Here is a 21526-nt window from a genome sequence, read left to right on the forward strand (position 1 = left end):
GTTGATTGATCAGCGTCCCGCCAAGCGGGCACGAAGGGCTGCCAGGGCAGAGTTTCCGACTTGCGGGGTACGGCGGGCGGCAGCCTCGGCGGGAAGTGCCAGTGGCATCTTCTGCAACGGCTCACCGGTCATAAGCCGACGAACCGCGATGGCGTAGTTACGCTCGAATAGCTTCGAGCTGGCATCGGACGGCAGTTTGTTGAGGTTCTCGAAGCCGCACTCCTTGGCCGCGTGCCACACCGCGTCGTGACTCCACTTACCCCGGCCAGCCATCGCAGGATGGGCATTGCGAGTCGCTTCTCGGAAGGCGGTCGCCAGTGCTGGGAGGCCGAGCATTTCGGGCAACGGCTGGCACCACTGGATGAACTCACCGGGTGGAGGAATGAACGCTGCACCAGACTGGCGGCAGCGCATCAGCCCAAACTGCAACTGCTCGGGATTGCAGATGCCGGCTTCAAGAAAAGCGGTCAGCCATTGTTGCTTGGACGCGTCGTATGTGGCCTGGTCTGGCCAAGCCTGCTTCCAGGCGGTGCAGATCGATCGCAGATCACGGAACAGATCGTTGATCACCTTCGCTGTCTTCCGGTTGAGCTCTGCCTTCACGTCATCGGGCAGCTCGTATCCAGCAGAGACGTGCTGGCCGGACTGAATCTTGGCCCACAGGCCATGAGTTACAACTGCGACTGGGTTCATTGGGCGCTTCCTTGCTCGATCCACGACGTATCACTGTCGTCGAGCTGCTGGCCACCAGATCCTGCCCGCAGAGGAACGACCTTCGCGGCATTCGCAAGGTCACGCTTTCTCCACCCAACCAGGTCGGCGATCCACTGGCTCTCAGTTTTGGCCAGCCCCTTCGCGTCGTGATGGACGACAAAACCCGAAATGGCCTTTTCCGAGAACTCCTCGATAGCTACCCCGGAACGCTTGGCGTAAGCCTCAAGCTGAACCTGGTCGGGAATCCAGTCGAGGAACATCGCAAACGGCTCACGCGGAGAGTGTGTATTACTTCCCTTCCCTTCCCTTCCGGGGGTGAGGACTCGATCACCGCTAGACGAGCCTTCGCCGACTTCTCGGCGAGCGCTCGGCGAAGGCTCAACGAATTCAGGGTGCTTTACAGTAGGTCTATCGATCTTCTGGTGGTGCCATCCGTTGACGTGCAGGTACTGCTTCGATGCCGCCTCGTAGATGGTGATCAGTCGGTTCGATACCAGCTCAGCGAGCAGCCCTTCCACCGCTAACGCAGTGATGTCGTCGCCAGGGAAAACGAGAGCCTTGATGGTCTTGGGGGACATTGGGTGGTTGCCTGCGTCGTCGCAGAAGTTCCAGATCCCGATGAACAGGAGTCGAGCCATCGCCGAGCACTCCATGACCTGTTCACTGGTCCAAAACTCAGGCTTGATGGTGCGGATACGTGCCATTACGAACGCCCTCCATGACTGACAGCCTGACGCGTCAGATTTGGCGAAATGCCGAAAACTGACGCGGAATACGCGGTATTGCCTGCATCGTCTGTGCGGTGCATAATCGGCCTCGTTGATGTTTCAGAAGACCGCCCTGCCAGGCGGTTTTTTTATGCCCGCGATTCGGGCGTTATGGGCGTCCGGCGCATCCGTGGTAGCTTTTTGCTTCCACACAACAAGGCCCAAGGAGACCGGACATGGAAATTCCAAAGCACATCTATGGAGTGATGTGGGCGGACGCTGTTAAAGCCCAAGAGGCGGCGGCAAAGGCGGCACCCAAAACCAAGGAGTCGTGGGAATCGAGGGCTTGCCGATTGGGCTTCGGGGCCTACAAGCTCCAGTGTTTCTGCGAAAGACTGGCCCAGCGGTACGACAGCCCATGGCTCCAGCCAAATCATCTGGAATCGGGCCGCTTGTACTTGATCAACAAGCATCACTGGCACCCGAGCCAATTGGCTGAGCTGACTCTTGAGGATCTTCAGCTGCTGATTCACGAGGAACTTGCGTGCATGGAGTTGACGGACTATGAGTGGGACCCGGTTCGCAACTGGGTGCTGGAGCTTGATTGCTACAAAGATCTCGAGCGGTCTGCCCGCCAAAGCTGATCACTGGGAGTACCCTATCCACCGTTGGGTCCAGGTAGCTCATGCTTGGGCTCACGGCCAAAACCCCGCGCGAAAGCATCGCAGCGCAGTAGGACTTCCTGGCCTGCTCGTTTCGACGCAACAACGACTTCGCTAGAACCTTTTTCCGCTTCGCCCTCATAAGCCTCTCCTACTGGTTACATTCACAGGTGTTTTGGTCATCTACTGGCGCAATGCCAGATCTCTCATAATTCCCACCACCAGACGGCTAACGACGTCAGGCAGCGGATCGCTGAGATGGAAACGGGCGCCGCTCGACAGCTGCATAACCGCCACCTGGGAGCTCGAAAACACTGATATCCCGCTTTGCGACCAGAGCCTTGTGAATGGCAGGTGCCGTCACATGGAGAAGCCTGGCAGCTTCGGACTGCCCTTTTTCAGCAACGAATTTGTCGAGGGGGGTCTCGCTCATGATCAGGCCTCGGTTGTTCATGCCAAGAATATTAACCATCGGTTGATTATCTGTCCATACCGATGGTTTCTCCCATTTCTTTAACCATTGGTATATGTTCGCGCCATGACCAAGAAACGAATCCTCCCTCCTGACCGTCTGGCTGAATGCGAGGCCGCACACGCGCTGTTCTTGGCCCGCAAGAACGAGCTAAAGCTGAGCCAGAAGAAAATCGCCGATGAAGCAGGCATGACGCCGGCAGCCGTGAACCTCTATTTCAAAGGCCTCAACCCGCTGAACGCCAAGTTCGCTGCTGTGTTGGCAAGACTTTTGGAGGTTCCGGTTGAACAGTTCAGCCCACGCCTGGCGGACGAAATCCGATCACTGCGCTCGCTTCCGAACGGCGATCAGGAACACAAGAAAGGCGCGGCAGAAAAAGTGATGGCGATGCTGAAGCAACATGCCGGAAAGAAGCTCGACGAGGACGCCCAGCAGAAGATCGCCGCTGCGGTTGCTGATTCTCTAATCGAAGATCGCCCAAACAATGTCGTATCTGCTGATTTCTCCGGCCTGAAGGTGAAGAAGGACGAGATCTTCATTCCGCAGTACGACATCCGCGCTTCGATGGGGCACGGCCAGGTGCCACCGGACTACACCGAGGTCATGCGGAACGTGATCGTGAAGGAATCGGTGCTGCACGAGAAAGGGGTCACTTATAGCTCTCAGTCTGCGCTGGCCATGATCTTCGGCTGGGGGCAGAGCATGGAGGGTACGATCAACGACAAAGATCCTCTGATCGTTGACCGGGGGGTGAATGAGTTCGTCGGAGACGGCATCTACGTCCTGACTTGGCACGGCCACCTATACATCAAGCGCCTACAGTTCTTCGATGAGGACCACTTCTGGCTGATCTCGGACAACGAGAAGCACAAGGACCAGCAAGCCAGGATCGACGATGTCACGATCCATGCGAAGGTCCTGTTAATCTGGAACGCCAAGAAAGCCTGATGGAGCCCGCCGCGAGCGGGCTTTTTAACTTTAGATCGGCGCCTCCTCTTCGAGCGCCTCCAGCTCTTCGATCGGAGCCTCCCGGTCATCGTCGCTCTGCATCTCCCACTCGATTTTTACTCCGCCCTCCTCCAACTGAGTGATCTCCAGGCCATCCGTTTCGTTAAGAACGCGCATGATCTCGCCCCACTCAACATCGCCGTCTGTGTCCAGTCGATGAATGGCCACCCAGCGCTGCTCCTGCGCTTTGGGGTGGTTGATCATGTTGGCCACCCTCAATCCCAACCGCTCTAGCTCGGTCATTCCTTGGCGCTGCTGCGTTGGCGCCGTTTTATTCTGCTTGGCCATGACACCTCCTTAATGACTGTATGTACATCCAGTAATGCGGATCATAGCGCACGCCCAGAAAAAATAAATTAACCATCGGTATTGACGACAAAAGCATACCGATGGTTAACTTTGTTCATCGAGGCGCTACTCACTCCTCGGCGGGCCTGATAAGCCACCGCTCTTTACACAACCAGACGTGACCACCTCGACGCACCCAGGCCATTACCTGGGTCGGGACAAGCTAAGTCGTCGACCACGCAGCCTCTGGATAGCTGCCGGACTCCCCCATGGGAGGACGCCAAACCATGCAGCCAGCCGGGAAGAACACCGAACACGAAATGTGTGACCCGGCCAGGTGGGGATAGCCGCGGCAATACGCATGGTGCGGAAGACAGATTTCACTGGCTGGCCTTGGCGACAGGGCCAGACGGGAAATCAACCGCCCTGGAGGGAAAGACGATGGCGAAGCGGCCAACTAACCGCATCAAGTACAAGATCTGGGGCGAAGACAGCACGACTGAGTTCGACGGGAGCATCGCTGAAGGGCTGTATTACGGCGCCTGGAGCCTTTCTGTTGGCGATCGACAGCAGCTAATCGACAGGTTGCTCGAGCAGCAGAAGAAAGCCCTGAGCCAGTCACCCTGCGTTACGTCAGCCTGACGGAAACTGCCCGGTCCACCTGGTTCCCCATCACCAGGCTGCATCGGTCGTGACGTTCGCCCTCCCCTGGTCCGGGAGGTACGCGGCAGCGAGCGTCACGACCAGTGCAGCCCACCGAGGACACTTCATGGAAACGATCACTTGCGGCTCATGGATTGGCCAGCTCGGCAAGGCGCTGGCTCCACGTGAGCTCGAAGCACTGCTGTGGGTGGCCCAAGGCCTCACCACCAAAGAAATCGCCCGCAGGATGGCGGTCAGCCCGGGCACCGTAGCCAATCGAATCGAGGCCGCGCTGTTCAAGCTGGAAGCTGGCCGCCGCATCGAGGCGGTCACCAAAGCCATGCGCCAGCAGATCATCAGCCCGCTCTGCATCGCGCTCGTCGCCCTCATGACCATGCACGCGGTGATCAACGACAGCGACCCCATGCGCCGCGATCGCCGCGCCCCGGAGCGCCGCACCGCCCAAGTTCGAATCGTTCGCAAGGCCGAAGCCTTCGAATACCACGCCTGACCCCACCGAGGATCACCTCATGCAGACAGCAATGCACCCTGCTTTCGAGCAGAAGCTTGCCGTGCTCGCGGCCCTGCTCGAGCGCAGCAAGTCAGTGAGGGCCGAGGCCCATGCCAAGGTCAGCCAAGGCGCACCGCGCTACCAGGCATCTGGTAACGGCACGACCTGGGATGTGCTGGAGATCGCCACCGGCACCAAACATGGCTTCGCCTACAGCTACCGGGCGGCTCTGCGGTTTGTGGATGCAATGGAGGCAGGCGCTGCGAGCAAGCAAGGCGGCATGCAATGAGCAAGCGCAAGCCGCACAACATGCGCTCACGGCTGGAGCGGACCTGCCGGGCTTTGGTCTCGGCCAACCACGCAGCCGTCGTGAACATCGACCCCAGCGGCCAGCAGGTGTTGATCAACTGGAAAAACCTCAAGCAAATCTGCGTGCGCCAGGTTGTTGATGCCGTGTGCGACATCCCGCACCGATGGACCATCTACTTGAGCGTACTGTGCCGGACAGAGCTCGGCGAGCGGTACCACAAGTCGATCGAGGTCGCGCCGCAGGGCAACTACCGGGCCGAGCACCTGACCGACGTTATCGAAGCCACCTACACCGACCTGCGGGCCACGGCCAACCCTAACCACTTGGTCGCGGCCGGCTGGATCGCCATACCCACCGACACAACGCTCGACGAAGCAGAGGCCGCAAAGATCTTTGCCGCTGTCGGGGCCTGGAATCAGCAGAAAGCAGCATGAACCGCACCACCGCACGCGCCCGCCACGGCCGGCGCCAGCAACACATCAATCTGCCGCCCAGCGGCATCGTTCATCAGGAGACGCAGCAATGTCCAAGCCCACTGACACCACCGAGTTCCTGCAGGAGCTCAATGGCGGCGCCTTCGCCAGCCAAATTGGCCACGCCCTCTCCGAGGTAGCTGCGGGCGTTGTCGATCACGGCAAGGCCGGAAAGATCACCATCACCCTGGACTTCAGCCAGATCGGTGACTCCCACCAGGTCAAGATCAAGCACAAGCTCGACTACAAGGTGCCAACCAAGCGCGGCACGCGCAGCGAGAACACCAGCCTCGACACACCGATGTACGTCGGTACCGGCGGCAACATCTCTCTGTTCCCCGAAAAACACGACCAGCTCTTCACCCGTGACGAAGCACCTGTACACCCACGCTCGTAACTCACTGCACCTACAAGGAAAAGCGCATGTCCCTCAGCAAAGAAGCTCTCGAACTGATCCAAGAAAACGCCGTCGCTGCAGCTCGCATCACGCTGCCTGCCCTCGGCGAGGTTGCCGTTGTCCCGCAGAACTTCAACGTGGTTGACCTGGAACGCTACCAGGCCGGCCGTAACCGCTTCCGTGGCACCTACGCCACCCACTCGCTGGCTGACTACAGCGCCTACGTTGTCGAACGGTCGGCGCCATCAGCGCGCGGTTTCATCGATCAGGACAACATGAGCTGCATCGTTCTGTTCAACATCGGCACCGCTGAAGAGCCAGGCCATGCCGATGACCGCGCCGTGCTGCGCCTCAAGGCTTCCGCTGCGTTCGCCGCTGTTCAGGCAGTGTGCGGCCAGAGCCTGGTGCAGAAGGCTATGAGCGACTGGATCGAAGACTGGAACCAGCACCTGTCGGCCACAGATGAGAATGGCCAGACCATGAGCATCGCCAAAGCGATCGCTGCAGTTCGCACCATCACCGTGAAGGCATCGTCCGAGAGCGACCACGCCGTAGGTGAAACCCGCGCCAGCCGCAGCACCATGGACCAGATCGAGGCGAGCAGCAAAGAAACCCTGCCGACCTGGCTGGACTTCAAGGTCATTCCGTTTGAGGGCCTGGGCGAGCAAGTGATCCGCTTGCGCGTTTCAGTCATCACCGGCGGCGCGCAACCTGTGCTGAAATTGCGCTGGATCGGCGAGGAAGCTCAGCGCGAGGCCATCGCTCAGGAGTTCAAGGCTGTTCTCGACGCCAAAGTCGGTACCGCCGCGAAGCTCTCCCTGGGCACCTTCGACGCCAAGTAAGCCAAAGTCTGCCCTGCTAAGCAGGGCAGAACTGTCCATTAGGTGGAATACGTTACCTACCACTGCTTCTCTTCGGGCTTAGAACATTGAGTCATCCAGACCAAAAATTCATGCCCCTTTATGGAGATTCTGTAATTTGTACCATTGACCTCAATGAGTGCCCGCAAGAATAGAAAATTCAGGTATTGATCAAGGGCCCACTGATCTAGGTGGGGTGCCAGCGAAGCCTTGTGGTCGTCCCATAGAGCTTCCACCTCTTGTTTAGAGACACCTGCTAGCATCCGAACATTTAGATGCTTGAGTAAGGCGATTTGACCGCCGAATATAGCTGAATAAATTGATTCGAAATCCCATAGAACTCGCATCATAGACAGATGAGAAACCAGATAATCTTTTAGATCCGACTCCGGGACGTTAATTATTTCCTGCTCGATGTATCCACTAGCTATAGCCCTGGTGTGATTGACCCCAAATGGAGCAAGAGGTATGCCGTGCCCTAGAGCCCTTACAGGTGGACTATTCGATGTGCTCTCAGGATCACCACCTGTAGATGGATTTTCAGATGGAACTTCAGGTGCGGACTGAACATCTATCGGGCTGGGTGCATTGGCAAACTCAGCGCCACTTGCGCTTATTTTCGAAACTCGATCAAACAATTTAGAAATATGTTTCCTAAAAAATATGCAGAAAAAAAGCACACTAAAAAATGCCATGTGCGGCCAGCCAAACCCAGCCCAGCCACTTAGCGCGTAATCAGTAATTACCTTGCTACCCTCGCCCATTTCGACTCCTTTGCAATCGAGACTATCGGCGAAATCTACATCCGTTTTCGAAACATAGCCATCCAGGACGCCTTTTCCATAAGTGCCTCCTCCTCAAACGATGAACGCTACCCCCGCGAGGGCGGCGCCTGCACGCAAGGACCACAACATGACCGAACAACAGCATGACGGGAGCAAGCTCGAGCGGGTCATCCGCAAGATCAAGCGCTGCTTGGCGCTATCCAAAAGCTCGAACGAAAACGAGGCGGCCACAGCAATGCGCCAGGCTCAAGCGCTGATGCGTGAGTACCGCCTCACCGAACTGGATGTGCGACTGAGCGACGTCAGCGAGGTGGAGTCGGAAAAGTCGCGCGCCAATCGCCGTCCTACCTGGGACCGCCACCTAAGCAGCATCGTAGCCCAAGTGTTTGGCGTCAGGCCTCTGTCCTACCGGCACTGGTGCGAATCGTCACGCCGCAGGGTTGATCGGGCGCTGTTTGTTGGGGTTTCTCCAGCTCCGCAGATTGCGATGTATGCCTACGAGGCTCTGCTGGTAAAGCTGACCCTGGCGCGCCGTGAGTACGTTGCGCTCGTCCGTTCAGGCAAGCAGCGCAGCGCCTACTCTCCCGAGACCGCCGGTGATCATTTCGCTCTCGCCTGGGTGTCGGCGGTCCACGGCAAGATCCATGAACTGCTTCCTCGCGGAGACGAAGACCTGGCGCTTACCCACCACTCGGATGGTCGAGACCTTGTCGCCGTTGAAGCGCAGGACAACGCATTGATCGAGCAGTACTTGGAAGGTCAGGAGATCGGCAAAGCCCGGAAGGTGCCAAAGATTGAGCTGGATCTAGACGCACAGATCGCCGGCCTGCTGGCCGGTCGGCGAGTTGAGCTGAACCCCGGCCTGGCTACGGGCGGGGAAGCCCAGCTCCAGCTGGCGAGCGCATGAGGAAAACATGACCACAGCAATCGACCTGTTCGCCGGCCTCGGCGGATGGAGCACCGGCGCGCGCGCCGCAGGCGTCCAGGTTCTATGGGCAGCAAACTACTTGACGCTGAATGGGAGTGTCCCATCTGGTGCTTGTTTGGCTTTAACGTCCACCGAGCCTAACCCTCGGCGCTTACCAGACCACCGCAGGAATCGCCGGCAATGTGCTTCTCACTGCAGCTTGCCCTTATAGACCTCAGACCGGTGATGGCTTAGATAGCTTCTCTGCTCCACCGTGAAGTCGCCAACATTCATGCCAGACGCCAATCCCCATGCTGACACAACCTCCTTCGCAGGATCGGCAACCAGCAATTCCCCATCATCCAAAAACGTTATCCAGCCTCGGTCAAATAGCTTATCCACATGTGGCGCCAACATGAGTCCATTGTTACCGTCCAAACGCTCAATGTTCGAGCAATCCTTCCAAGGTTTGATGTGGCTAGCGATCAGGAATCGCTTATCGGAAACCCCAGTCAGACGGCACGACTTCTCACGATCCAGTACCTGAAGACGGAATACTCCCTGGCCGACACGCGAGCGGACCAACTGTTCGCGCTCAGTAGCAACCAGTTCCTGATTGAGCTGGATTTCACGCTCGGCTTCGTCCGCTCTTACCTGGTCTTCCAGTTCATGAACCCGCTCGATAATCGCGCTCCCAGCGCTATTGGATAGGCGGAGAACGAAGGAGCCTAGCTCGGGCGAGATACTAGCGAGGTAACATCCCTGGTTACCGTTGCCATTAGCTTGTAAAGGGGAGTTTTTCGCAGGCAAGAGGCTTGAAATAGCAGCAATGTGATCCTTAGGCAAAACAGCCTTGTCCAGTTCGGTCCACTCAATAGGAACTAACCACCCGGTATCAGACCAATTCTGGCCGGCTTGACCAAAAGCTTCCGGCTTCGCCTGTTCGGTATAAACAGAAGTCGCAACGCCGATAGCCCGGATCTGCCCTCCAGCGTAGGAAATGACAACGTCGCCGGCTCTAACCAGCGTCAGGTTGATGTATGTCTGGTTCCGAGCGCCATTTTTATTTTTTGTGGGTGACCAGATGTAGCCCCCTTCAAGTTCGGCTTGGTAAGTCTGCTTATGGTTGACCCACCAGAAGCCTGAAATCTCTTGCTCGCGTGAGTGCCGTTCAAAAACTACAACCTCTGCACTCAGGTCAAGGGACTTGCGCTCCCAACCAGCTTCAATCCAAAGATGCGCCCAGGTGTGTGAATCATCAGTCCTGGAATTTGCCCACCAAGCGTTGTGATTTCTCGCGACCGGTGGCAGACCGCCCACTAGCTCATCAATTTGCGCGAAGGTCAGTTCAACGGAGTTAACAGTCTGGGACCGAAGAAAATCGGCCAGGGGCATGTACTTACTCACCAGTCACCTCTGAACGCAAAAGCAGAAATCATATTGCCATCACGCACTAGCAGCAATCCTCCCATTCATACAGACCTTCCTCTCCACTCACTGCCACGATATGGCTCGAGGTATTCACATGCCCACAGAAAACCGATCAAACAACTCCGAGATGGCCGCGAACCTGAGCCCGTGCCCTTACTGCGGCCAACAAGACGCCTTCGTTGAGCAGCTCGATAGCGATGCCTCCGTCGTCATCTGCCAAGGCCGAATTGACGAGTATTCGACCTGCCTGGCTCGCGGGCCTGTTGGGGTTCAACAGCACGAATGCGAGGAGCAGCCAGGCCGTGACCAGGCAGTGAAAGAGTGGAACAAACGCTCTGCCGGACAGCCCCACCCCGAGCCTATAGCCTGGATGGTTGGTACTGCCTTCTGGTGGACCAAAGAAGAGGCAGAGAGGGATGCGGCGGCGACTGGCCTTCCCATGATTCCGTTCGGGCCGCTGACCGGTAGCGTCAAGATCGAGCAGCTGCGCGAGGTCATCAAGCACTCTGACGCGCAGATCATGCGACAGAGCATGCGCATATCGAATCAGCGCGCCCAACTGGCCGAGCTAAATGCGTTGATGCGTGAAGTTCTCGACGCATTCAAGCTTGAACCGGATGGAACCTGTATCAACCCGGGGCGCGAATTCATTCGGCCATGGGCTGCAAAGGTCGCAGCTCTATCTGTAATCGCAGAGCCGCAGGTGAAGTCGTGAAGACGCACTTCGCACCATTCACCGATCTGGAAGACATTGAGCAGGCGCCCTGCGGTAGCTGGCTGGGTGAGGCCAGCGAGCTATCAGGCGACTGGGTCGAAGTCGATTGCCTGCTCTGCAAGAAGCGCCGAGAAAGGATCATCGCAGCCGCCGCTGATGAAGAGCGCTTCATCGTTGATCAGATGGGCAACATGGCAGCGTTCATGCGCGCGGAAGACTCCGCCCCGCACGAGAACAGCTGTACTCCCAAGCTGTAACCCCTCTCCCCTCTATTCAATGGGATGGCGACCATGGATTCATTCATCAAGCCAGGGGGCATTTCCTATGGTGAGCCAAAGTATCTCGCATTCTTCTTGTCTCTGAAGGGCCAAGAGATTGCGACTAGCACTGACGTCGAGCTTTCTTCCAGTCAGGATCTCCCACAAGGCCGCGTCGTCGACCTGGTAGGTTCCACAGCTTCTGCAAAACACAACCAAGTAACCATCCATATGGGCGGTGAGTTCCGCGATGTCGCTGCAGATGACGCATCCCGATACTTGCATCGAATGTACTCACTTCTCATTTCGAACAAGCATAGACATCTGGAAGCATAGCGCTGAATCCCAGTACTCAGCTGTGACCCCTCTCCCCTCTATTATTTCGAAGCGGCGATAGGGTCCGCTGCAGACTCGCCTTCATCGGCAACTCGACGCGCTCGGCCAACCCCCCAGGCAAGCGCACGGGTCATCGACTCATTCGGTCGAGAGTCAAAAGCCTCTTCATGCAGCGCCATGCCTGAAGGCGCATAGACACCGATGAACATCTGCGTGCTACCGATGCGCGAAAGCCTCACCTGCACATCGATGTATGTGCCGTCATTAAGTGTTTCTTCGTGGGATCGGTGATGGAGCGTTGGGTCTGCCCAAGTCCAATAAACATCTCCGCGCACTCGCATACAGCCCTCCTGCAACCGTCAGTGGGATAGTGATTATTTTCAAGTTAGCCAAAGCCGAACAGGTCGCAACCGCATTTAGTCACGATGTGAGCTGAATCGGACAACCGGCAATCCCCTCTCCCCTCTATTCACTGCCGCGATATGGCGGCCAAGGCCAATCCATGGAAATCGTACCGAGCACGACGGGCCGGGGCTTTGCCCTGCTCGAGTTTTCTGACCTCTACGGAGCGCGTTGCAACGTCCAGCTCAGCAGCCTTGCGGAGCGCGAGGCCATCTGGCTCGGCGTCGAAAGCGCTGAACCCCAGATCATGGCCATCCAAGCCGCTGCCTTGGGCGTGGAAACCAAGGAAACCGTGGGCTGGGTGCCCTACCCAATCCCCGACCAAGTGCTGCTGAGTACTCGCATGCACCTGAGCCGCGAGCAGGTCACTGCCCTGCTGCCAATTCTTCAGCGTTTCGCTACCACTGGTGAGGTTAGAACATGACAATCCAAGCGAAGGAGCGCCCGATGCTGTTCAACGGGCCGATGGCCAGTGCTGTACTGGATGGCCGAAAAACGGTTACCCGCCGCGTGGTCAGCGCACGGTCACTCAAGGAAATTGGCTACGGCGTTCAGTTGGACGAGTGCCATGAGCTGCCTGCGGATGGCAAGGTGCACCCGAACAGCGCCGGCTATTACGCCGACCTCTGCCCTTATGGCCAACCAGGTGACCTGTTGTGGGGGCGAGAAAGCTTCTGGCAGGCAGGTGAATGGACTTCCTCATACCCCGAGGGCGACTGTGACAAGTGGAATGGCTCTCGCCGCATTCACTACCGAGCTGATGGCGAGCCGCCAAATGAGCCGAACCGCCACTATCCCCGTGCCTTGCGCAACGGTTCGTACTCTGCCGCCGACCCGGACCGGATTTGGCGTGCAAGGCCAAGCATCCACATGCCCCGCTGGGCCAGCCGCATTCTGCTGGAGATCACGGACGTTCGAATCGAGCTGCTGCAGCACATCACCATCGGCCAGATCTGCAAAGAAGGACTGGCCCGCTCCATGTACGAATTCAAGCCCGTCACCCAGGCCTTTGATGCTTTCGCTGAGCTGTGGAACTCCACAGGCGGGGATTGGGAGGCCAACCCCTGGGTCTGGGTCGTCGAGTTCAAGAGGGTCGAGCCATGCGCCTGAAGAAAGCCGAGCGCGAGCAGGTCCGCATGAAGTACGGCGGCCGCTGCGCCTACTGCGGCAACGACCTGGGCGTGCGCTGGCACGCCGACCACTTCGAGCCGGTGATTCGCCTCCCTGACGATCGGGTGGCCGAGCAGCTGCAGAACCACAACCTAGCCAACATGATGCCTGCTTGCGTGCCCTGCAACCTGAGCAAGTCACGCATGCAGCTGGAGGACTGGCGCCGCTGGCTGGCCGGCCACGTCAACAGCCTGAACCAGTACCACCCCATCTACCGCCTGGCCAAGGTCTACGGCTTGATCGCCGAGACCGGCGCCGTAGTGACCTTCCACTTCGAAAAGGTGCAGCAGCCATGACCCGCCTCGCCCTCTGCCTCCTGCTGCTGGCCACCGGCGCCAGCGCAGGCCAAATACCAAGCGGGGTCACCGTCTTCCACGACGATGCCCGGGGTGCTACCTGCTGGCTCTACGAACAAGGCGTTCGCGGCGGCATCAGCTGCATCCCCGACAGCCAGCTGCATGCCGGCAACCAGCGCCAGCTCTCCCCGCACGAAACCCAACCCGAACCAACACCCGCTCTGGCGCCTGGGCGCTGGATTGATGAGAGGTAACAGCTGTGACGAACCCATTCGCAATCCGTCAAGAATTCGAAGCCTGGGCCGCAGATAAGTGGAATAGCCAGGTGGCCAGCATCGAGGCCGTTCGGTACGAAGGCGGCTACTCAATCAAAGAGATCAACGCAGCCTGGAGCGCCTGGATAGATTCCCGCGGGGCTGTGACGGTCAAGCTGCCGGTCAATCATCTTCTGCCATCCCATCAGATCATCCGTGCCTGCAAATCCGCGATCGAGGCCCAGGGCCTGAAGGTGGCGCCATGACCGACCTGATCGAAGTGAAGACGGCCGACCTGGTGGGAGAACAACTGGCCTGGGCCGTAGGCAAGGCAGAAGGACTGGACGTTAAACTGGCACCACCGGGCTATAACGGGATTCCCTGGCGGGTATTCGTTCGCTACACCGGCGAGGTCACCATCCACGATGCGCGCTATGACCCGCACGAAAACTGGGCTGTGGGGGGATCGCTTCTTCACAAGTACAACGTCGACCTTTCAGTCGAGCGGCGAGGACGAATTCACTGCTATCTGTGCAACGACGATGGCGTGCCAACCGAATTCCGAGACGGGATGTACGGTGAGACACACCTTATCGCAGCTTGCAGGTGCATAGTCTTGAACAAGCTTGGCCTCATCGTCCAAGTACCCAATCAGCTATGCCAATGATCCTACCCCTGATGTACATCACCCTCCTGGTCTACAGGGATGGTCAGAGGTAACCAAGATCTATGCCGAAAGAGCCGGAAGCTCTTTCGACAGCAATGCAACGGCTGCAGGATTGAGCGATGTGCGGCTTAGGTCGCCACGTGACACCCATTTACAGGCGGCAATTTCATTACGCGGGGCAGCCCGATCTAGATCGCTAACACATGCAGTGAAGACATGATGAAGCGTGTTGCCGGCTTCCAGGCTGCAGAGTTCGAGCAAATTGTGGGAGTGCAAACCTGTCTCCTCCTCAAGTTCGCGAGTAGCAGCTTGTTGCGGGGTTTCACCTAGTTCGATTACGCCGCCAGGAAAGTTCCACTTCCCGCCCTTTCTGCGCACCAGCAATACCTTGCCACTACGCAAGCAGATGATTGTGGCTCTTTCCTTGGTTGGCTTCTGTTGTCTTTGTGGCATCTATTTGTTCATCACGATTTGTGGGCGCCGAGAACCCCCAACGCATTTCAAATGCTTCCTCACTTCTTCGATGACAAGCAGATGTTACACAGAGTTCATATGCACGAGCCCAAACTCTAGGAGCCCACCTAACCCCTCCCCGTACCTACTCAAGTCCGCCAGCCAGGCGGAAACGTATCGGTGACACCACCAATCTGCCGCCACCGGCGGCGTGGAGACCCTATGCATTCAAAAAGGAAAAAGCCAGGCGATGAACACGCCGAGCAAGAACAAGCCGCTGCCCACGAAATGGACAAGGTGACGGAAGAGAAGATGGCCGACCTGCTGGGTATTACGCTGCGTGCGCTTCAAACCAGGCGCCAGCGCGGGAAGATCCCCGAGGGCGTCTGGAATAGACACGGCCGCAACATCATGTACAGCAGATGGAGATATGAGGAATGGCTCGAAAGCCTGTGGGTCTGCCCCCTGGAATTGAAATCCGAGGAGACTCGCTCCGAATCCGTTTCACTTGGAACGGTGAGCGTCGCGGGGAAACCGTCGCACATCCCCCGACAGCGCAGGGGATCAAAGCTGCCAGCCGTTTACGTGATCAAGTAGTCAACCTCATTCGGCACAACTTGCTTGATGACGAGAAGTACGCCGAGCTCTTCCCGGGCTCGGAGGCGGCACGGCAAGCTGCAGATACTATTCCTAGCCTGGGCGCCTACACACAGATGTGGCTGGATAGTCGAGACATCGTTCAGGGCACCCGGGACAACTACAAGAGCGTCTTCAACATCTATTGGATGCCCTACCTCGGCTTACGCCGGATCGACATGATCACGCCTACCATGCTTCGTGGAGTTATCTCGCAGATCCAATGGACGTCGGTCGGGGTCAAGCGCAATGCAATCATCAAGCTGGCGAGCGTGTTCAAAACAGCGGTTTTCGACGGTTTGATCACCAAGAACCCTACCGCATCGCTCGACAAACCTAGGGTTGTAAAAAAAGTTGTGGACCCTTACACCAGGTCGGAGGCAGAGACGATTATCTCGCACCTCTACACGACTCTTCAGAAATACTGCCAGATCTACGCTGCGTTCTTCGAGTTCTGCTTCTTCACCGGGGTCCGGCCTGGCGAAGCCATGGGCCTGAAGTGGGAGGATGTCGACCTGGATCAGCGATCAGCAACGATTCGCCGAATCATCGTCAATCGGGCGCCTGAGGAACGTACGAAGACCAAGTATCACCGGGTGGTGTTGCTCAACGAGCGCGCGCTGAACGCCATCAATCAGGCCCAGCGGATGGCGACACTTCGACGCATGGCATCCAAATCGGCCCACCCTGTAAGCCCATTTGTGTTCCAACCGAGCAAAGGTGGGCTGTGGATCAACGAGCCAAGTGTTACAATCCGCCACTTCAAATCAGCGCTCAAGGCGCTGAACATCCGTGAACGCCGTCAGTACGACACCCGCCACACCTACGCAACCATGTGCCTAATGTCTGGGATGAACCCTGCGTTCATAGCGAACCAGCTTGGCCACAGCGTTGAGATGTTGCTTTCTACCTACGCGAAATGGATCAGCTCCTCCTCGGACTGGAGGGAGCTGGAGAAGCTGCCGCCCCGAGTCGAATTGGCCCAAAATTGGCCCAAAACTGACACGAAGGCCTAAATACACCTCTGGAACCCCCGCAGGACAAGCACTTGATCTCCACAGCTAACATCACCATGCAGTTCGGCTCCAAGCCGCTGTTCGAAAACGTTTCCGTCAAATTCAACAACGGCAACCGCTACGGCCTGATCGGCGCCAACGGTTGCGGCAAGTCGACCTTCATGAAAATCCTTGGCGGTGACCTGGAGCCGTCCGGTGGCCAGGTCATGCTCGAGCCGAACACCCGCCTGGGTAAACTGCGCCAAGACCAGTTCGCCTACGAGGAATTCACCGTGATCGACACGGTGATCATGGGCCACGGCCAATTGTGGAAGGTCAAGGCCGAGCGTGACCGTATCTACTCGCTGCCGGAAATGACCGAGGAAGACGGCATGGCCGTCGCCGAGCTGGAAACCGAATTCGCTGAAATGGACGGCTACACCGCCGAATCCCGTGCCGGTGAACTGCTGCTGGGCCTGGGTATTCCGCTGGAGCAGCACTTCGGCCCGATGAGCGAAGTGGCACCGGGCTGGAAGCTGCGTGTACTGCTGGCCCAGGCGCTGTTCTCGGACCCGGACGTGCTGCTGCTCGACGAACCGACCAACCACCTGGACATCAACACCATTCGCTGGCTGGAAACGATCCTCACGGCGCGTAACAGCACCATGATCATCATTTCCCACGACCGGCACTTCCTCAACAGCGTCTGCACCCACATGGCTGACCTGGATTACGGCGAACTGCGCCTGTTCCCTGGCAACTATGACGAGTACATGACCGCGGCCACCCAGTCGCGTGAGCAACTGCTGTCGGACAACGCCAAGAAAAAGGCCCAGATCGCCGAGCTGCAGACCTTCGTCAGCCGCTTCTCGGCCAACGCCTCGAAAGCCAAGCAGGCGACTTCGCGTGCCAAGCAGATCGACAAGATCCAACTGGCCGAGGTCAAGCCGTCCAGCCGCGTCAGCCCGTTCATTCGCTTCGAGCAGACGAAAAAGCTGCACCGCCAGGCAGTGGTCGTCGAAAAAATGGCCAAAGCCTTCGACGACAAGGTGCTGTTTAAGAACTTCGACATTACCGTCGAAGCGGGCGAGCGCGTTGCAATCATCGGCCCCAACGGTATTGGCAAAACCACCCTGCTGCGCACCCTGGTTGGCGAAATGACCCCGGATGCAGGCTCGGTGAAGTGGACCGACAGCGCTGAGGTGGGCTACTACGCCCAGGACCACGCCCACGACTTCGAAGACGACCTGAGCCTGTTCGACTGGATGGGCCAGTGGACCTCCGGCGAGCAAGTGATCCGCGGCACCTTGGGGCGGATGCTGTTCTCCAACGACGAAATCCTCAAGTCGGTGAAGGTGATTTCCGGTGGTGAGCAAGGTCGCATGCTGTTCGGCAAGCTGATCCTGCAGAAGCCGAACGTGCTGGTAATGGACGAGCCGACCAACCACCTGGACATGGAATCGATCGAGGCGCTGAACCTGGCGCTGGAAAACTACCCAGGCACCCTGCTGTTCGTCAGCCACGACCGCGAATTCGTGTCGTCGCTGGCCACGCGCATCATCGAGCTGTCGCCCGATGGCGTGGTGGACTTCAGCGGTACCTATGACGATTACCTGCGTAGCCAGGGCGTATTGGTCTGATTGACGGGTAAGGCCTGGCCATCTGAGGTGGCTGGGCCGGCCTCTTGGCAGCACAAGGCTGCTCCTACAGGTGAAGTACCTGCTACCAATCCTGAAGGTGGGTATCCCCCGACGAGTAATTCGTTAGCCTGCTTTCATTTATTTCGCGCAGCGGCCATGATGGGGCCACGCCCAACCGCCCGCCCGCGAAGAGCCCATGACCGCGCAACAACCCGCCCCCACCAGCAATACGCTGCAGATCCTGTCGATCGTTTTCTACACCTTCATTGCCTTCCTCTGCATCGGCTTGCCGATTGCAGTACTGCCCAGCTATGTGCACGACCAACTCGGCTTTGGCGCAGTGATCGCTGGGGTAACGATTGGCCTGCAATACCTGGCCACGCTGCTTAGCCGCCCGTTTGCGGGGAAGGTGGCGGACACCTTGGGTGGTAAACGGGCCATCCGCTTCGGCCTGTTGGGGATTGCCGGTTGCGGTGTGCTGACGTTGTTCTCGGCCTGGACCTTGAGCGCCCCACTGCTGAGCCTGACCCTGTTACTCGGCGGGCGTTTGCTACTGGGTGTCGCCCAAGGGTTGATCGGGGTGGCCACCTTGAGCTGGGGCATCAGCCAGGTCGGCCCCGAGCACACGGCCAGGGTGATCTCATGGAACGGTATCGCCTCCTATGGCGCTATCGCCATCGGTGCACCGCTGGGCGTACTGGCCGTGGACGGGCTGGACTTCAGCGTACTGGGGCCGACCTTGCTGGTACTGGCAACCCTTGCTCTGCTGGTGCTGCGCAAGCGCCCCGGCGTGGTAGTGGTACGCGGCGAGCGTCTGCCCTTCTGGTCAGCGTTCGGCCGGGTTGCGCCGTGTGGCCTGGGCCTGACCTTGGCCTCGATCGGCTACGGCACCCTGACCACCTTCGTTACCCTCTACTACCTCGAGCGCGGCTGGGCAGGCGCGGCCTGGTGCCTGAGTGCGTTCGGTGTGTGCTTCATCATTTCGCGGCTGCTGTTCGTCAACGCGGTCAACCGCTTTGGTGGCTACAACGTGGCAGTAGCCTGCATGGCCACCGAAGTGCTCGGCCTGTGCCTGCTGTGGCTGGCGCCCTCGCCGCCCTGGGCGCTGGTTGGCGCCGGGCTGACCGGTTTCGGGCTCTCGCTGGTGTACCCGGCACTGGGCGTGGAGGCGATCAAGCAGGTGCCCAGCAGCAGCCGCGGCGCGGGGTTGGGTGCCTATGCGGTGTTCTTCGACATGGCGCTGGCCATCGCCGGCCCCGTGATGGGGGCCGTAGCCGTGCACCTGGGCTATGCCTCGATTTTCTGCGTGGCGGCCCTGCTCGCCCTGGCCGGGGTCGGCCTAACGTTGCTGCTGGCGCGGCGTGCCCGTCGCAGCTGAGCGTTCGGCGGGCTCTGGTGCCCCCAAAGCCTGGCTGAAAAATGCTGCCGTTTCACGTTGCAGCGAGCGATGGATATGCCGCCTGTCGACGCCGTCGGCGTCCTTGCACAGCGCCGGCATCCGCGCATATTGCTCGGCATCGCAATGGGCCATGAACACGAAATGCCCGGCACCGGCCAACAGGCGATAGTCTGGCGTGACTGGCAGCTTGCGGGCCAAGGCTTCGGCATTTCGGTCCACGGCCACCAGTTGATCGCTGTCGCCGCTGTAGATCAGCGCGGGTATCTGCACCCCGGCCAGTGCATGACGACCGAACAATAGGCTTAGCGGCGCCATCAACATCACAGCACCCACTCGCGGATCAGCCTCAGGCGCGAGCTCGCTGCGGTCGGCGATCAGTATGCCGTGGGTCTTGCAGGCGTCAGCGTCATTCGGGCGCTCTAGGCAATACTGACGCAACCGATCCAGATCAGGGCGCGCGCCAGACAGGATCAACGCGGTTTCGCCGCCTGCCGAGTAGCCGATCACGCCCACCTTGCCTTCATTCAGATAGGGCCCGACCACGGCATCATCGCGTGCAGCGCTAATGGCGGCGCTGACTTGCAGCGGCCGCCCATAAAGATTGCTCAGGGTGCCCAGGCGACTGTGGTCGCGCGCGTTGTCCCCTGGGTGCACCACCGCGACCACCACGAACCCTTGGCGCGCCAACGACGTGGCAAGGTAGTGCAAGGCCAACGGGCTGCCGTTATTGCCGTGAGACAGTACCAGTAACGGGAACCGGCCCATGGCAACGGGCGCTTCTTCGGCCACTTCGACCGGGTACCCATCTATGCGGCTGCTCCGGGTTGCGCCATTGGCCGGGTAGAACGCCAACGCTTGCATCGGGCGGCTATCGACCGGGTCGGCCAGGGTCATGTGGTGCAGGCCGGCAACCCAGGGCGCGGCTTCGGCGCGGGCCAACAGGCCGCCGAGCAGAGCCAGCGCCAACAAGCAGCGAGGAATGGTCATCGGCCGGCGGTTCCTTGCAGGGCGAAGTGATGGCCCAGCATAAAACCGGCCGGGCCTGTGCCGGATGAAAACTGGATGAAAACGCCGTCATGCATGTCGCGCTTGCGCCCTATGCATTTGCGCATTGCGTCGAACCCGTGGCATAGATGCAGGTCCACGTCTTACGTGACCGTTTCGCGCCAATGAAGGAGATTCATGCATGAGCAAGCCCGCCTACGTGCCACCCAAGGTCTGGCGCAACGACGCAGCGTCCGGCGGCCAGTTCGCCAGCATCAACCGCCCGGTTGCCGGCCCGACTCACGACAAGGAGCTACCGCTAGGCAAGCACCCGCTGCAGCTGTATTCCCTTGCCACGCCCAATGGGGTGAAGGTCACCATTGCCCTTGAAGAACTGCTCGCCTTGGGCCACGCCAATGCCGAATACGATGCCTGGCTGATCCGCATCGGCGAAGGCGACCAGTTTTCCAGTGGCTTTGTCCAGGTCAACCCCAACTCGAAGATCCCTGCCCTGCTCGACCGCAGCGTCGAACCGCCTGTACGGGTATTCGAATCGGGTTCGATCCTGCTGTACCTGGCGGACAAGTTCGGTGCACTGCTGCCAAAATCGCCAGCTGCACGTACCGAGAGCCTGAACTGGCTGTTCTGGCAGATGGGCGCTGCACCCTACCTGGGCGGTGGCTTTGGCCACTTCTACGTATATGCCCCAGAAAAATTCGAGTACGCCATCAACCGCTTCACCATGGAAGCCAAGCGTCAACTGGATGTACTCGACCGCCGTCTGGGCGAGAGCCGCTACCTGGGCGGCGAGGAGTACAGTATCGCCGACATTGCCGTGTGGCCTTGGTATGGCCAGCTGGTGCGCGGCAACTTGTACGGCGCCGCTGAGTTCCTGGCGGTTGACGAATACCCCAACGTACAGCGCTGGGCCGAGGAAATTGCCCTGCGCCCGGCGGTACAACGCGGTACCCGTGTCAACCGTACCTGGGGCGATGAAGACAGCCAGGTGCCGGAGCGCCATTCAGCGGCAGACCTGGATTAACTGCTGGCCGGGGTCGCTGCGCGACCCCGACAATGCCCGCCTGCATAAAACCATTTGCCCCTGCGCAAACCTGCGCCCACCAAGCCCTTCTTGTACACTCCTCGCACTAGCCC

Annotated in this window: 31 protein-coding genes and 1 pseudogene; 22 read left to right on the top strand and 10 right to left on the bottom strand. The window is 59.0% G+C overall.

Annotated elements, in window-relative coordinates; translation table 11 throughout:
* Positions 1 to 9: 9 nt before the first annotated feature.
* Together DM807_RS18135 and DM807_RS18140 are read right to left on the bottom strand one after the other, a co-directional pair.
* A complete protein-coding gene (locus tag DM807_RS18135; protein ID WP_179027662.1) occupies positions 10 to 693 on the bottom strand; it encodes a replication protein P in 684 nt (227 codons plus the stop codon).
* Positions 690 to 1418, bottom strand: a complete 729-nt coding sequence (locus tag DM807_RS18140; protein ID WP_179027663.1) for a DnaT-like ssDNA-binding domain-containing protein — start codon at positions 1416 to 1418, stop codon at positions 690 to 692. Before DM807_RS18140 ends, DM807_RS18135 begins: the two co-directional genes overlap by 4 nt.
* 239 nt (positions 1419 to 1657) lie before the next feature.
* On the opposite strand from DM807_RS18140, the gene DM807_RS18145 reads away from it, so the two are divergent.
* Complete coding sequence (locus DM807_RS18145) at positions 1658 to 2065, top strand: hypothetical protein (protein ID WP_179027664.1); 408 nt, start codon at positions 1658 to 1660, stop codon at positions 2063 to 2065.
* Between the two features lie 256 nt (positions 2066 to 2321).
* On the opposite strand, the gene DM807_RS18150 is transcribed toward DM807_RS18145, so the two are convergent.
* A complete protein-coding gene (locus tag DM807_RS18150) occupies positions 2322 to 2516 on the bottom strand; it encodes a Cro/CI family transcriptional regulator (protein WP_244965055.1) in 195 nt (64 codons plus the stop codon).
* 105 nt (positions 2517 to 2621) lie between these two features.
* On the opposite strand from DM807_RS18150, the gene DM807_RS18155 reads away from it, so the two are divergent.
* The gene (locus DM807_RS18155) at positions 2622 to 3503 is read left to right on the top strand and encodes a LexA family transcriptional regulator (RefSeq protein ID WP_179027666.1); all 882 of its coding nucleotides are present in this window, start codon (positions 2622 to 2624) and stop codon (positions 3501 to 3503) included.
* A 30-nt stretch (positions 3504 to 3533) separates the two neighbouring features.
* On the opposite strand, the gene DM807_RS18160 is transcribed toward DM807_RS18155, so the two are convergent.
* Positions 3534 to 3851, bottom strand: coding sequence for a DUF1654 domain-containing protein (locus DM807_RS18160; protein ID WP_179027667.1), 318 nt, complete (start codon positions 3849 to 3851; stop codon positions 3534 to 3536).
* Positions 3852 to 4292: 441 nt separating this feature from the next.
* On the opposite strand from DM807_RS18160, the gene DM807_RS18165 reads away from it, so the two are divergent.
* The 6 genes from DM807_RS18165 to DM807_RS18190 all read left to right on the top strand — a co-directional run bounded on the left by DM807_RS18165 (position 4293) and on the right by DM807_RS18190 (position 7026).
* Positions 4293 to 4493, top strand: coding sequence for a hypothetical protein (locus tag DM807_RS18165; RefSeq protein ID WP_179027668.1), 201 nt, complete (start codon positions 4293 to 4295; stop codon positions 4491 to 4493).
* A gap of 127 nt (positions 4494 to 4620) precedes the next feature.
* Entirely contained in the window at positions 4621 to 5004 is a 384-nt protein-coding gene (locus DM807_RS18170) for a response regulator transcription factor (protein WP_179027669.1), read from the top strand.
* A 19-nt stretch (positions 5005 to 5023) separates the two neighbouring features.
* Entirely contained in the window at positions 5024 to 5293 is a 270-nt protein-coding gene (locus DM807_RS18175) for a hypothetical protein (RefSeq protein ID WP_179027670.1), read from the top strand.
* The gene (locus DM807_RS18180) at positions 5290 to 5748 is read left to right on the top strand and encodes a hypothetical protein (protein WP_179027671.1); all 459 of its coding nucleotides are present in this window, start codon (positions 5290 to 5292) and stop codon (positions 5746 to 5748) included. Before DM807_RS18175 ends, DM807_RS18180 begins: the two co-directional genes overlap by 4 nt.
* An 88-nt stretch (positions 5749 to 5836) precedes the next feature.
* The gene (locus DM807_RS18185) at positions 5837 to 6184 is read left to right on the top strand and encodes a hypothetical protein (protein ID WP_014756073.1); all 348 of its coding nucleotides are present in this window, start codon (positions 5837 to 5839) and stop codon (positions 6182 to 6184) included.
* A gap of 26 nt (positions 6185 to 6210) precedes the next feature.
* A complete protein-coding gene (locus tag DM807_RS18190; protein WP_179027672.1) occupies positions 6211 to 7026 on the top strand; it encodes a DUF2303 family protein in 816 nt (271 codons plus the stop codon).
* 56 nt (positions 7027 to 7082) lie between these two features.
* On the opposite strand, the gene DM807_RS18195 is transcribed toward DM807_RS18190, so the two are convergent.
* Positions 7083 to 7808 (bottom strand): hypothetical protein, encoded by a 726-nt coding sequence (locus DM807_RS18195; protein WP_179027673.1) that lies wholly within the window; start codon positions 7806 to 7808, stop codon positions 7083 to 7085.
* A 148-nt stretch (positions 7809 to 7956) separates the two neighbouring features.
* Here DM807_RS18195 and DM807_RS18200 point away from each other — a divergent pair, with 148 nt between their 5' ends.
* Together DM807_RS18200 and DM807_RS27755 are read left to right on the top strand one after the other, a co-directional pair.
* On the top strand, positions 7957 to 8736 hold the full coding sequence (locus tag DM807_RS18200; protein WP_179027674.1) for a DUF2786 domain-containing protein: 780 nt from the start codon (positions 7957 to 7959) through the stop codon (positions 8734 to 8736).
* Between the two features lie 7 nt (positions 8737 to 8743).
* Positions 8744 to 8836: pseudogene (locus tag DM807_RS27755) on the top strand (DNA cytosine methyltransferase); the annotation flags it as partial.
* Positions 8837 to 8946: 110 nt separating this feature from the next.
* On the opposite strand, the gene DM807_RS18205 reads toward DM807_RS27755, so the two are convergent.
* Positions 8947 to 10131, bottom strand: a complete 1185-nt coding sequence (locus tag DM807_RS18205) for an HNH endonuclease (protein WP_179027675.1) — start codon at positions 10129 to 10131, stop codon at positions 8947 to 8949.
* A 130-nt stretch (positions 10132 to 10261) separates the two neighbouring features.
* On the opposite strand from DM807_RS18205, the gene DM807_RS18210 reads away from it, so the two are divergent.
* A complete protein-coding gene (locus DM807_RS18210) occupies positions 10262 to 10882 on the top strand; it encodes a Lar family restriction alleviation protein (RefSeq protein WP_179027572.1) in 621 nt (206 codons plus the stop codon).
* Positions 10879 to 11139, top strand: a complete 261-nt coding sequence (locus DM807_RS18215) for a hypothetical protein (RefSeq protein ID WP_179027676.1) — start codon at positions 10879 to 10881, stop codon at positions 11137 to 11139. The genes DM807_RS18210 and DM807_RS18215 overlap by 4 nt, the downstream gene beginning before the upstream one ends.
* Before the next feature lie 377 nt (positions 11140 to 11516).
* Here the strand turns inward: DM807_RS18215 and DM807_RS18220 are convergent, their stop codons facing one another.
* Complete coding sequence (locus tag DM807_RS18220) at positions 11517 to 11816, bottom strand: hypothetical protein (protein WP_179027677.1); 300 nt, start codon at positions 11814 to 11816, stop codon at positions 11517 to 11519.
* A 161-nt stretch (positions 11817 to 11977) separates the two neighbouring features.
* On the opposite strand from DM807_RS18220, the gene DM807_RS18225 reads away from it, so the two are divergent.
* Genes DM807_RS18225 through DM807_RS18250 form a run of 6 tightly spaced genes read left to right on the top strand, consistent with a single transcriptional unit; the run spans position 11978 to position 14264 of the window.
* Complete coding sequence (locus DM807_RS18225; RefSeq protein WP_179027678.1) at positions 11978 to 12301, top strand: hypothetical protein; 324 nt, start codon at positions 11978 to 11980, stop codon at positions 12299 to 12301.
* Positions 12298 to 12987: a morphogenetic protein gene (locus DM807_RS18230; RefSeq protein ID WP_218647992.1), complete on the top strand. Its 690-nt coding sequence runs from the start codon at positions 12298 to 12300 to the stop codon at positions 12985 to 12987. Before DM807_RS18225 ends, DM807_RS18230 begins: the two co-directional genes overlap by 4 nt.
* Positions 12978 to 13343, top strand: coding sequence for an HNH endonuclease (locus tag DM807_RS18235; RefSeq protein ID WP_179027679.1), 366 nt, complete (start codon positions 12978 to 12980; stop codon positions 13341 to 13343). Before DM807_RS18230 ends, DM807_RS18235 begins: the two co-directional genes overlap by 10 nt.
* Positions 13340 to 13597, top strand: coding sequence for a hypothetical protein (locus DM807_RS18240; protein ID WP_179027680.1), 258 nt, complete (start codon positions 13340 to 13342; stop codon positions 13595 to 13597). Before DM807_RS18235 ends, DM807_RS18240 begins: the two co-directional genes overlap by 4 nt.
* Positions 13598 to 13602: 5 nt before the next feature.
* The gene (locus DM807_RS18245; RefSeq protein WP_179027681.1) at positions 13603 to 13863 is read left to right on the top strand and encodes a phiTE_015 family protein; all 261 of its coding nucleotides are present in this window, start codon (positions 13603 to 13605) and stop codon (positions 13861 to 13863) included.
* On the top strand, positions 13860 to 14264 hold the full coding sequence (locus tag DM807_RS18250; protein ID WP_179027682.1) for a phage protein NinX family protein: 405 nt from the start codon (positions 13860 to 13862) through the stop codon (positions 14262 to 14264). The genes DM807_RS18245 and DM807_RS18250 overlap by 4 nt, the downstream gene beginning before the upstream one ends.
* A gap of 60 nt (positions 14265 to 14324) precedes the next feature.
* Here DM807_RS18250 and DM807_RS18255 read toward each other — a convergent pair whose 3' ends face one another.
* Positions 14325 to 14717, bottom strand: a complete 393-nt coding sequence (locus tag DM807_RS18255) for an NUDIX hydrolase (RefSeq protein WP_179027683.1) — start codon at positions 14715 to 14717, stop codon at positions 14325 to 14327.
* A gap of 228 nt (positions 14718 to 14945) precedes the next feature.
* A complete protein-coding gene (locus tag DM807_RS18260; protein WP_176729441.1) occupies positions 14946 to 15116 on the bottom strand; it encodes a hypothetical protein in 171 nt (56 codons plus the stop codon).
* Between the two features lie 38 nt (positions 15117 to 15154).
* Here DM807_RS18260 and DM807_RS18265 point away from each other — a divergent pair, with 38 nt between their 5' ends.
* The 3 genes from DM807_RS18265 to DM807_RS18275 all read left to right on the top strand — a co-directional run bounded on the left by DM807_RS18265 (position 15155) and on the right by DM807_RS18275 (position 19366).
* Positions 15155 to 16369 (top strand): site-specific integrase, encoded by a 1215-nt coding sequence (locus tag DM807_RS18265; RefSeq protein WP_179027684.1) that lies wholly within the window; start codon positions 15155 to 15157, stop codon positions 16367 to 16369.
* Positions 16370 to 16401: 32 nt separating this feature from the next.
* Complete coding sequence (locus DM807_RS18270) at positions 16402 to 17988, top strand: ABC-F family ATPase (RefSeq protein WP_012272468.1); 1587 nt, start codon at positions 16402 to 16404, stop codon at positions 17986 to 17988.
* A 196-nt stretch (positions 17989 to 18184) separates the two neighbouring features.
* Complete coding sequence (locus DM807_RS18275) at positions 18185 to 19366, top strand: MFS transporter (RefSeq protein ID WP_179027685.1); 1182 nt, start codon at positions 18185 to 18187, stop codon at positions 19364 to 19366.
* Here DM807_RS18275 and DM807_RS18280 read toward each other — a convergent pair.
* On the bottom strand, positions 19328 to 20374 hold the full coding sequence (locus DM807_RS18280; RefSeq protein ID WP_012272470.1) for an alpha/beta hydrolase family protein: 1047 nt from the start codon (positions 20372 to 20374) through the stop codon (positions 19328 to 19330). The two genes, DM807_RS18275 and DM807_RS18280, sit on opposite strands and share 39 nt — an antisense overlap.
* Before the next feature lie 199 nt (positions 20375 to 20573).
* Here DM807_RS18280 and yghU point away from each other — a divergent pair, with 199 nt between their 5' ends.
* The gene (gene yghU, locus DM807_RS18285) at positions 20574 to 21413 is read left to right on the top strand and encodes a glutathione-dependent disulfide-bond oxidoreductase (RefSeq protein WP_012272471.1); all 840 of its coding nucleotides are present in this window, start codon (positions 20574 to 20576) and stop codon (positions 21411 to 21413) included.
* The last annotated feature ends 113 nt before the right edge of the window (positions 21414 to 21526 follow it).

Origin of the sequence: Pseudomonas hunanensis, assembly GCF_013393325.1 — a bacterium.
Classification (GTDB): Bacteria; Pseudomonadota; Gammaproteobacteria; order Pseudomonadales; family Pseudomonadaceae; genus Aquipseudomonas; species Aquipseudomonas putida_P.

What these genes read in the sequence shown, in the direction of transcription:
- DM807_RS18180 (WP_179027671.1), top strand. Translation starts at nt 5,290, where the DNA reads ATGAGCAAGCGCAAGCCGCACAACATGCGCTCACGGCTGGAGCGGACC.
- DM807_RS18235 (WP_179027679.1), top strand. Translation starts at nt 12,978, where the DNA reads ATGCGCCTGAAGAAAGCCGAGCGCGAGCAGGTCCGCATGAAGTACGGC.
- DM807_RS18170 (WP_179027669.1), top strand. Translation starts at nt 4,621, where the DNA reads ATGGAAACGATCACTTGCGGCTCATGGATTGGCCAGCTCGGCAAGGCG.
- DM807_RS18190 (WP_179027672.1), top strand. Translation starts at nt 6,211, where the DNA reads ATGTCCCTCAGCAAAGAAGCTCTCGAACTGATCCAAGAAAACGCCGTC.
- DM807_RS18140 (WP_179027663.1), bottom strand. Translation starts at nt 1,418, where the DNA reads ATGGCACGTATCCGCACCATCAAGCCTGAGTTTTGGACCAGTGAACAG.
- DM807_RS18185 (WP_014756073.1), top strand. Translation starts at nt 5,837, where the DNA reads ATGTCCAAGCCCACTGACACCACCGAGTTCCTGCAGGAGCTCAATGGC.
- DM807_RS18155 (WP_179027666.1), top strand. Translation starts at nt 2,622, where the DNA reads ATGACCAAGAAACGAATCCTCCCTCCTGACCGTCTGGCTGAATGCGAG.
- DM807_RS18220 (WP_179027677.1), bottom strand. Translation starts at nt 11,816, where the DNA reads ATGCGAGTGCGCGGAGATGTTTATTGGACTTGGGCAGACCCAACGCTC.
- DM807_RS18200 (WP_179027674.1), top strand. Translation starts at nt 7,957, where the DNA reads ATGACCGAACAACAGCATGACGGGAGCAAGCTCGAGCGGGTCATCCGC.
- yghU (WP_012272471.1), top strand. Translation starts at nt 20,574, where the DNA reads ATGAGCAAGCCCGCCTACGTGCCACCCAAGGTCTGGCGCAACGACGCA.
- DM807_RS18150 (WP_244965055.1), bottom strand. Translation starts at nt 2,516, where the DNA reads ATGAGCGAGACCCCCCTCGACAAATTCGTTGCTGAAAAAGGGCAGTCC.
- DM807_RS18160 (WP_179027667.1), bottom strand. Translation starts at nt 3,851, where the DNA reads ATGGCCAAGCAGAATAAAACGGCGCCAACGCAGCAGCGCCAAGGAATG.
- DM807_RS18195 (WP_179027673.1), bottom strand. Translation starts at nt 7,808, where the DNA reads ATGGGCGAGGGTAGCAAGGTAATTACTGATTACGCGCTAAGTGGCTGG.
- DM807_RS18240 (WP_179027680.1), top strand. Translation starts at nt 13,340, where the DNA reads ATGACCCGCCTCGCCCTCTGCCTCCTGCTGCTGGCCACCGGCGCCAGC.
- DM807_RS18145 (WP_179027664.1), top strand. Translation starts at nt 1,658, where the DNA reads ATGGAAATTCCAAAGCACATCTATGGAGTGATGTGGGCGGACGCTGTT.
- DM807_RS18205 (WP_179027675.1), bottom strand. Translation starts at nt 10,131, where the DNA reads ATGCCCCTGGCCGATTTTCTTCGGTCCCAGACTGTTAACTCCGTTGAA.
- DM807_RS18255 (WP_179027683.1), bottom strand. Translation starts at nt 14,717, where the DNA reads ATGCCACAAAGACAACAGAAGCCAACCAAGGAAAGAGCCACAATCATC.
- DM807_RS18230 (WP_218647992.1), top strand. Translation starts at nt 12,298, where the DNA reads ATGACAATCCAAGCGAAGGAGCGCCCGATGCTGTTCAACGGGCCGATG.
- DM807_RS18165 (WP_179027668.1), top strand. Translation starts at nt 4,293, where the DNA reads ATGGCGAAGCGGCCAACTAACCGCATCAAGTACAAGATCTGGGGCGAA.
- DM807_RS18135 (WP_179027662.1), bottom strand. Translation starts at nt 693, where the DNA reads ATGAACCCAGTCGCAGTTGTAACTCATGGCCTGTGGGCCAAGATTCAG.
- DM807_RS18210 (WP_179027572.1), top strand. Translation starts at nt 10,262, where the DNA reads ATGCCCACAGAAAACCGATCAAACAACTCCGAGATGGCCGCGAACCTG.
- DM807_RS18225 (WP_179027678.1), top strand. Translation starts at nt 11,978, where the DNA reads ATGGAAATCGTACCGAGCACGACGGGCCGGGGCTTTGCCCTGCTCGAG.
- DM807_RS18175 (WP_179027670.1), top strand. Translation starts at nt 5,024, where the DNA reads ATGCAGACAGCAATGCACCCTGCTTTCGAGCAGAAGCTTGCCGTGCTC.
- DM807_RS18275 (WP_179027685.1), top strand. Translation starts at nt 18,185, where the DNA reads ATGACCGCGCAACAACCCGCCCCCACCAGCAATACGCTGCAGATCCTG.
- DM807_RS18250 (WP_179027682.1), top strand. Translation starts at nt 13,860, where the DNA reads ATGACCGACCTGATCGAAGTGAAGACGGCCGACCTGGTGGGAGAACAA.
- DM807_RS18265 (WP_179027684.1), top strand. Translation starts at nt 15,155, where the DNA reads ATGGCTCGAAAGCCTGTGGGTCTGCCCCCTGGAATTGAAATCCGAGGA.
- DM807_RS18280 (WP_012272470.1), bottom strand. Translation starts at nt 20,374, where the DNA reads ATGACCATTCCTCGCTGCTTGTTGGCGCTGGCTCTGCTCGGCGGCCTG.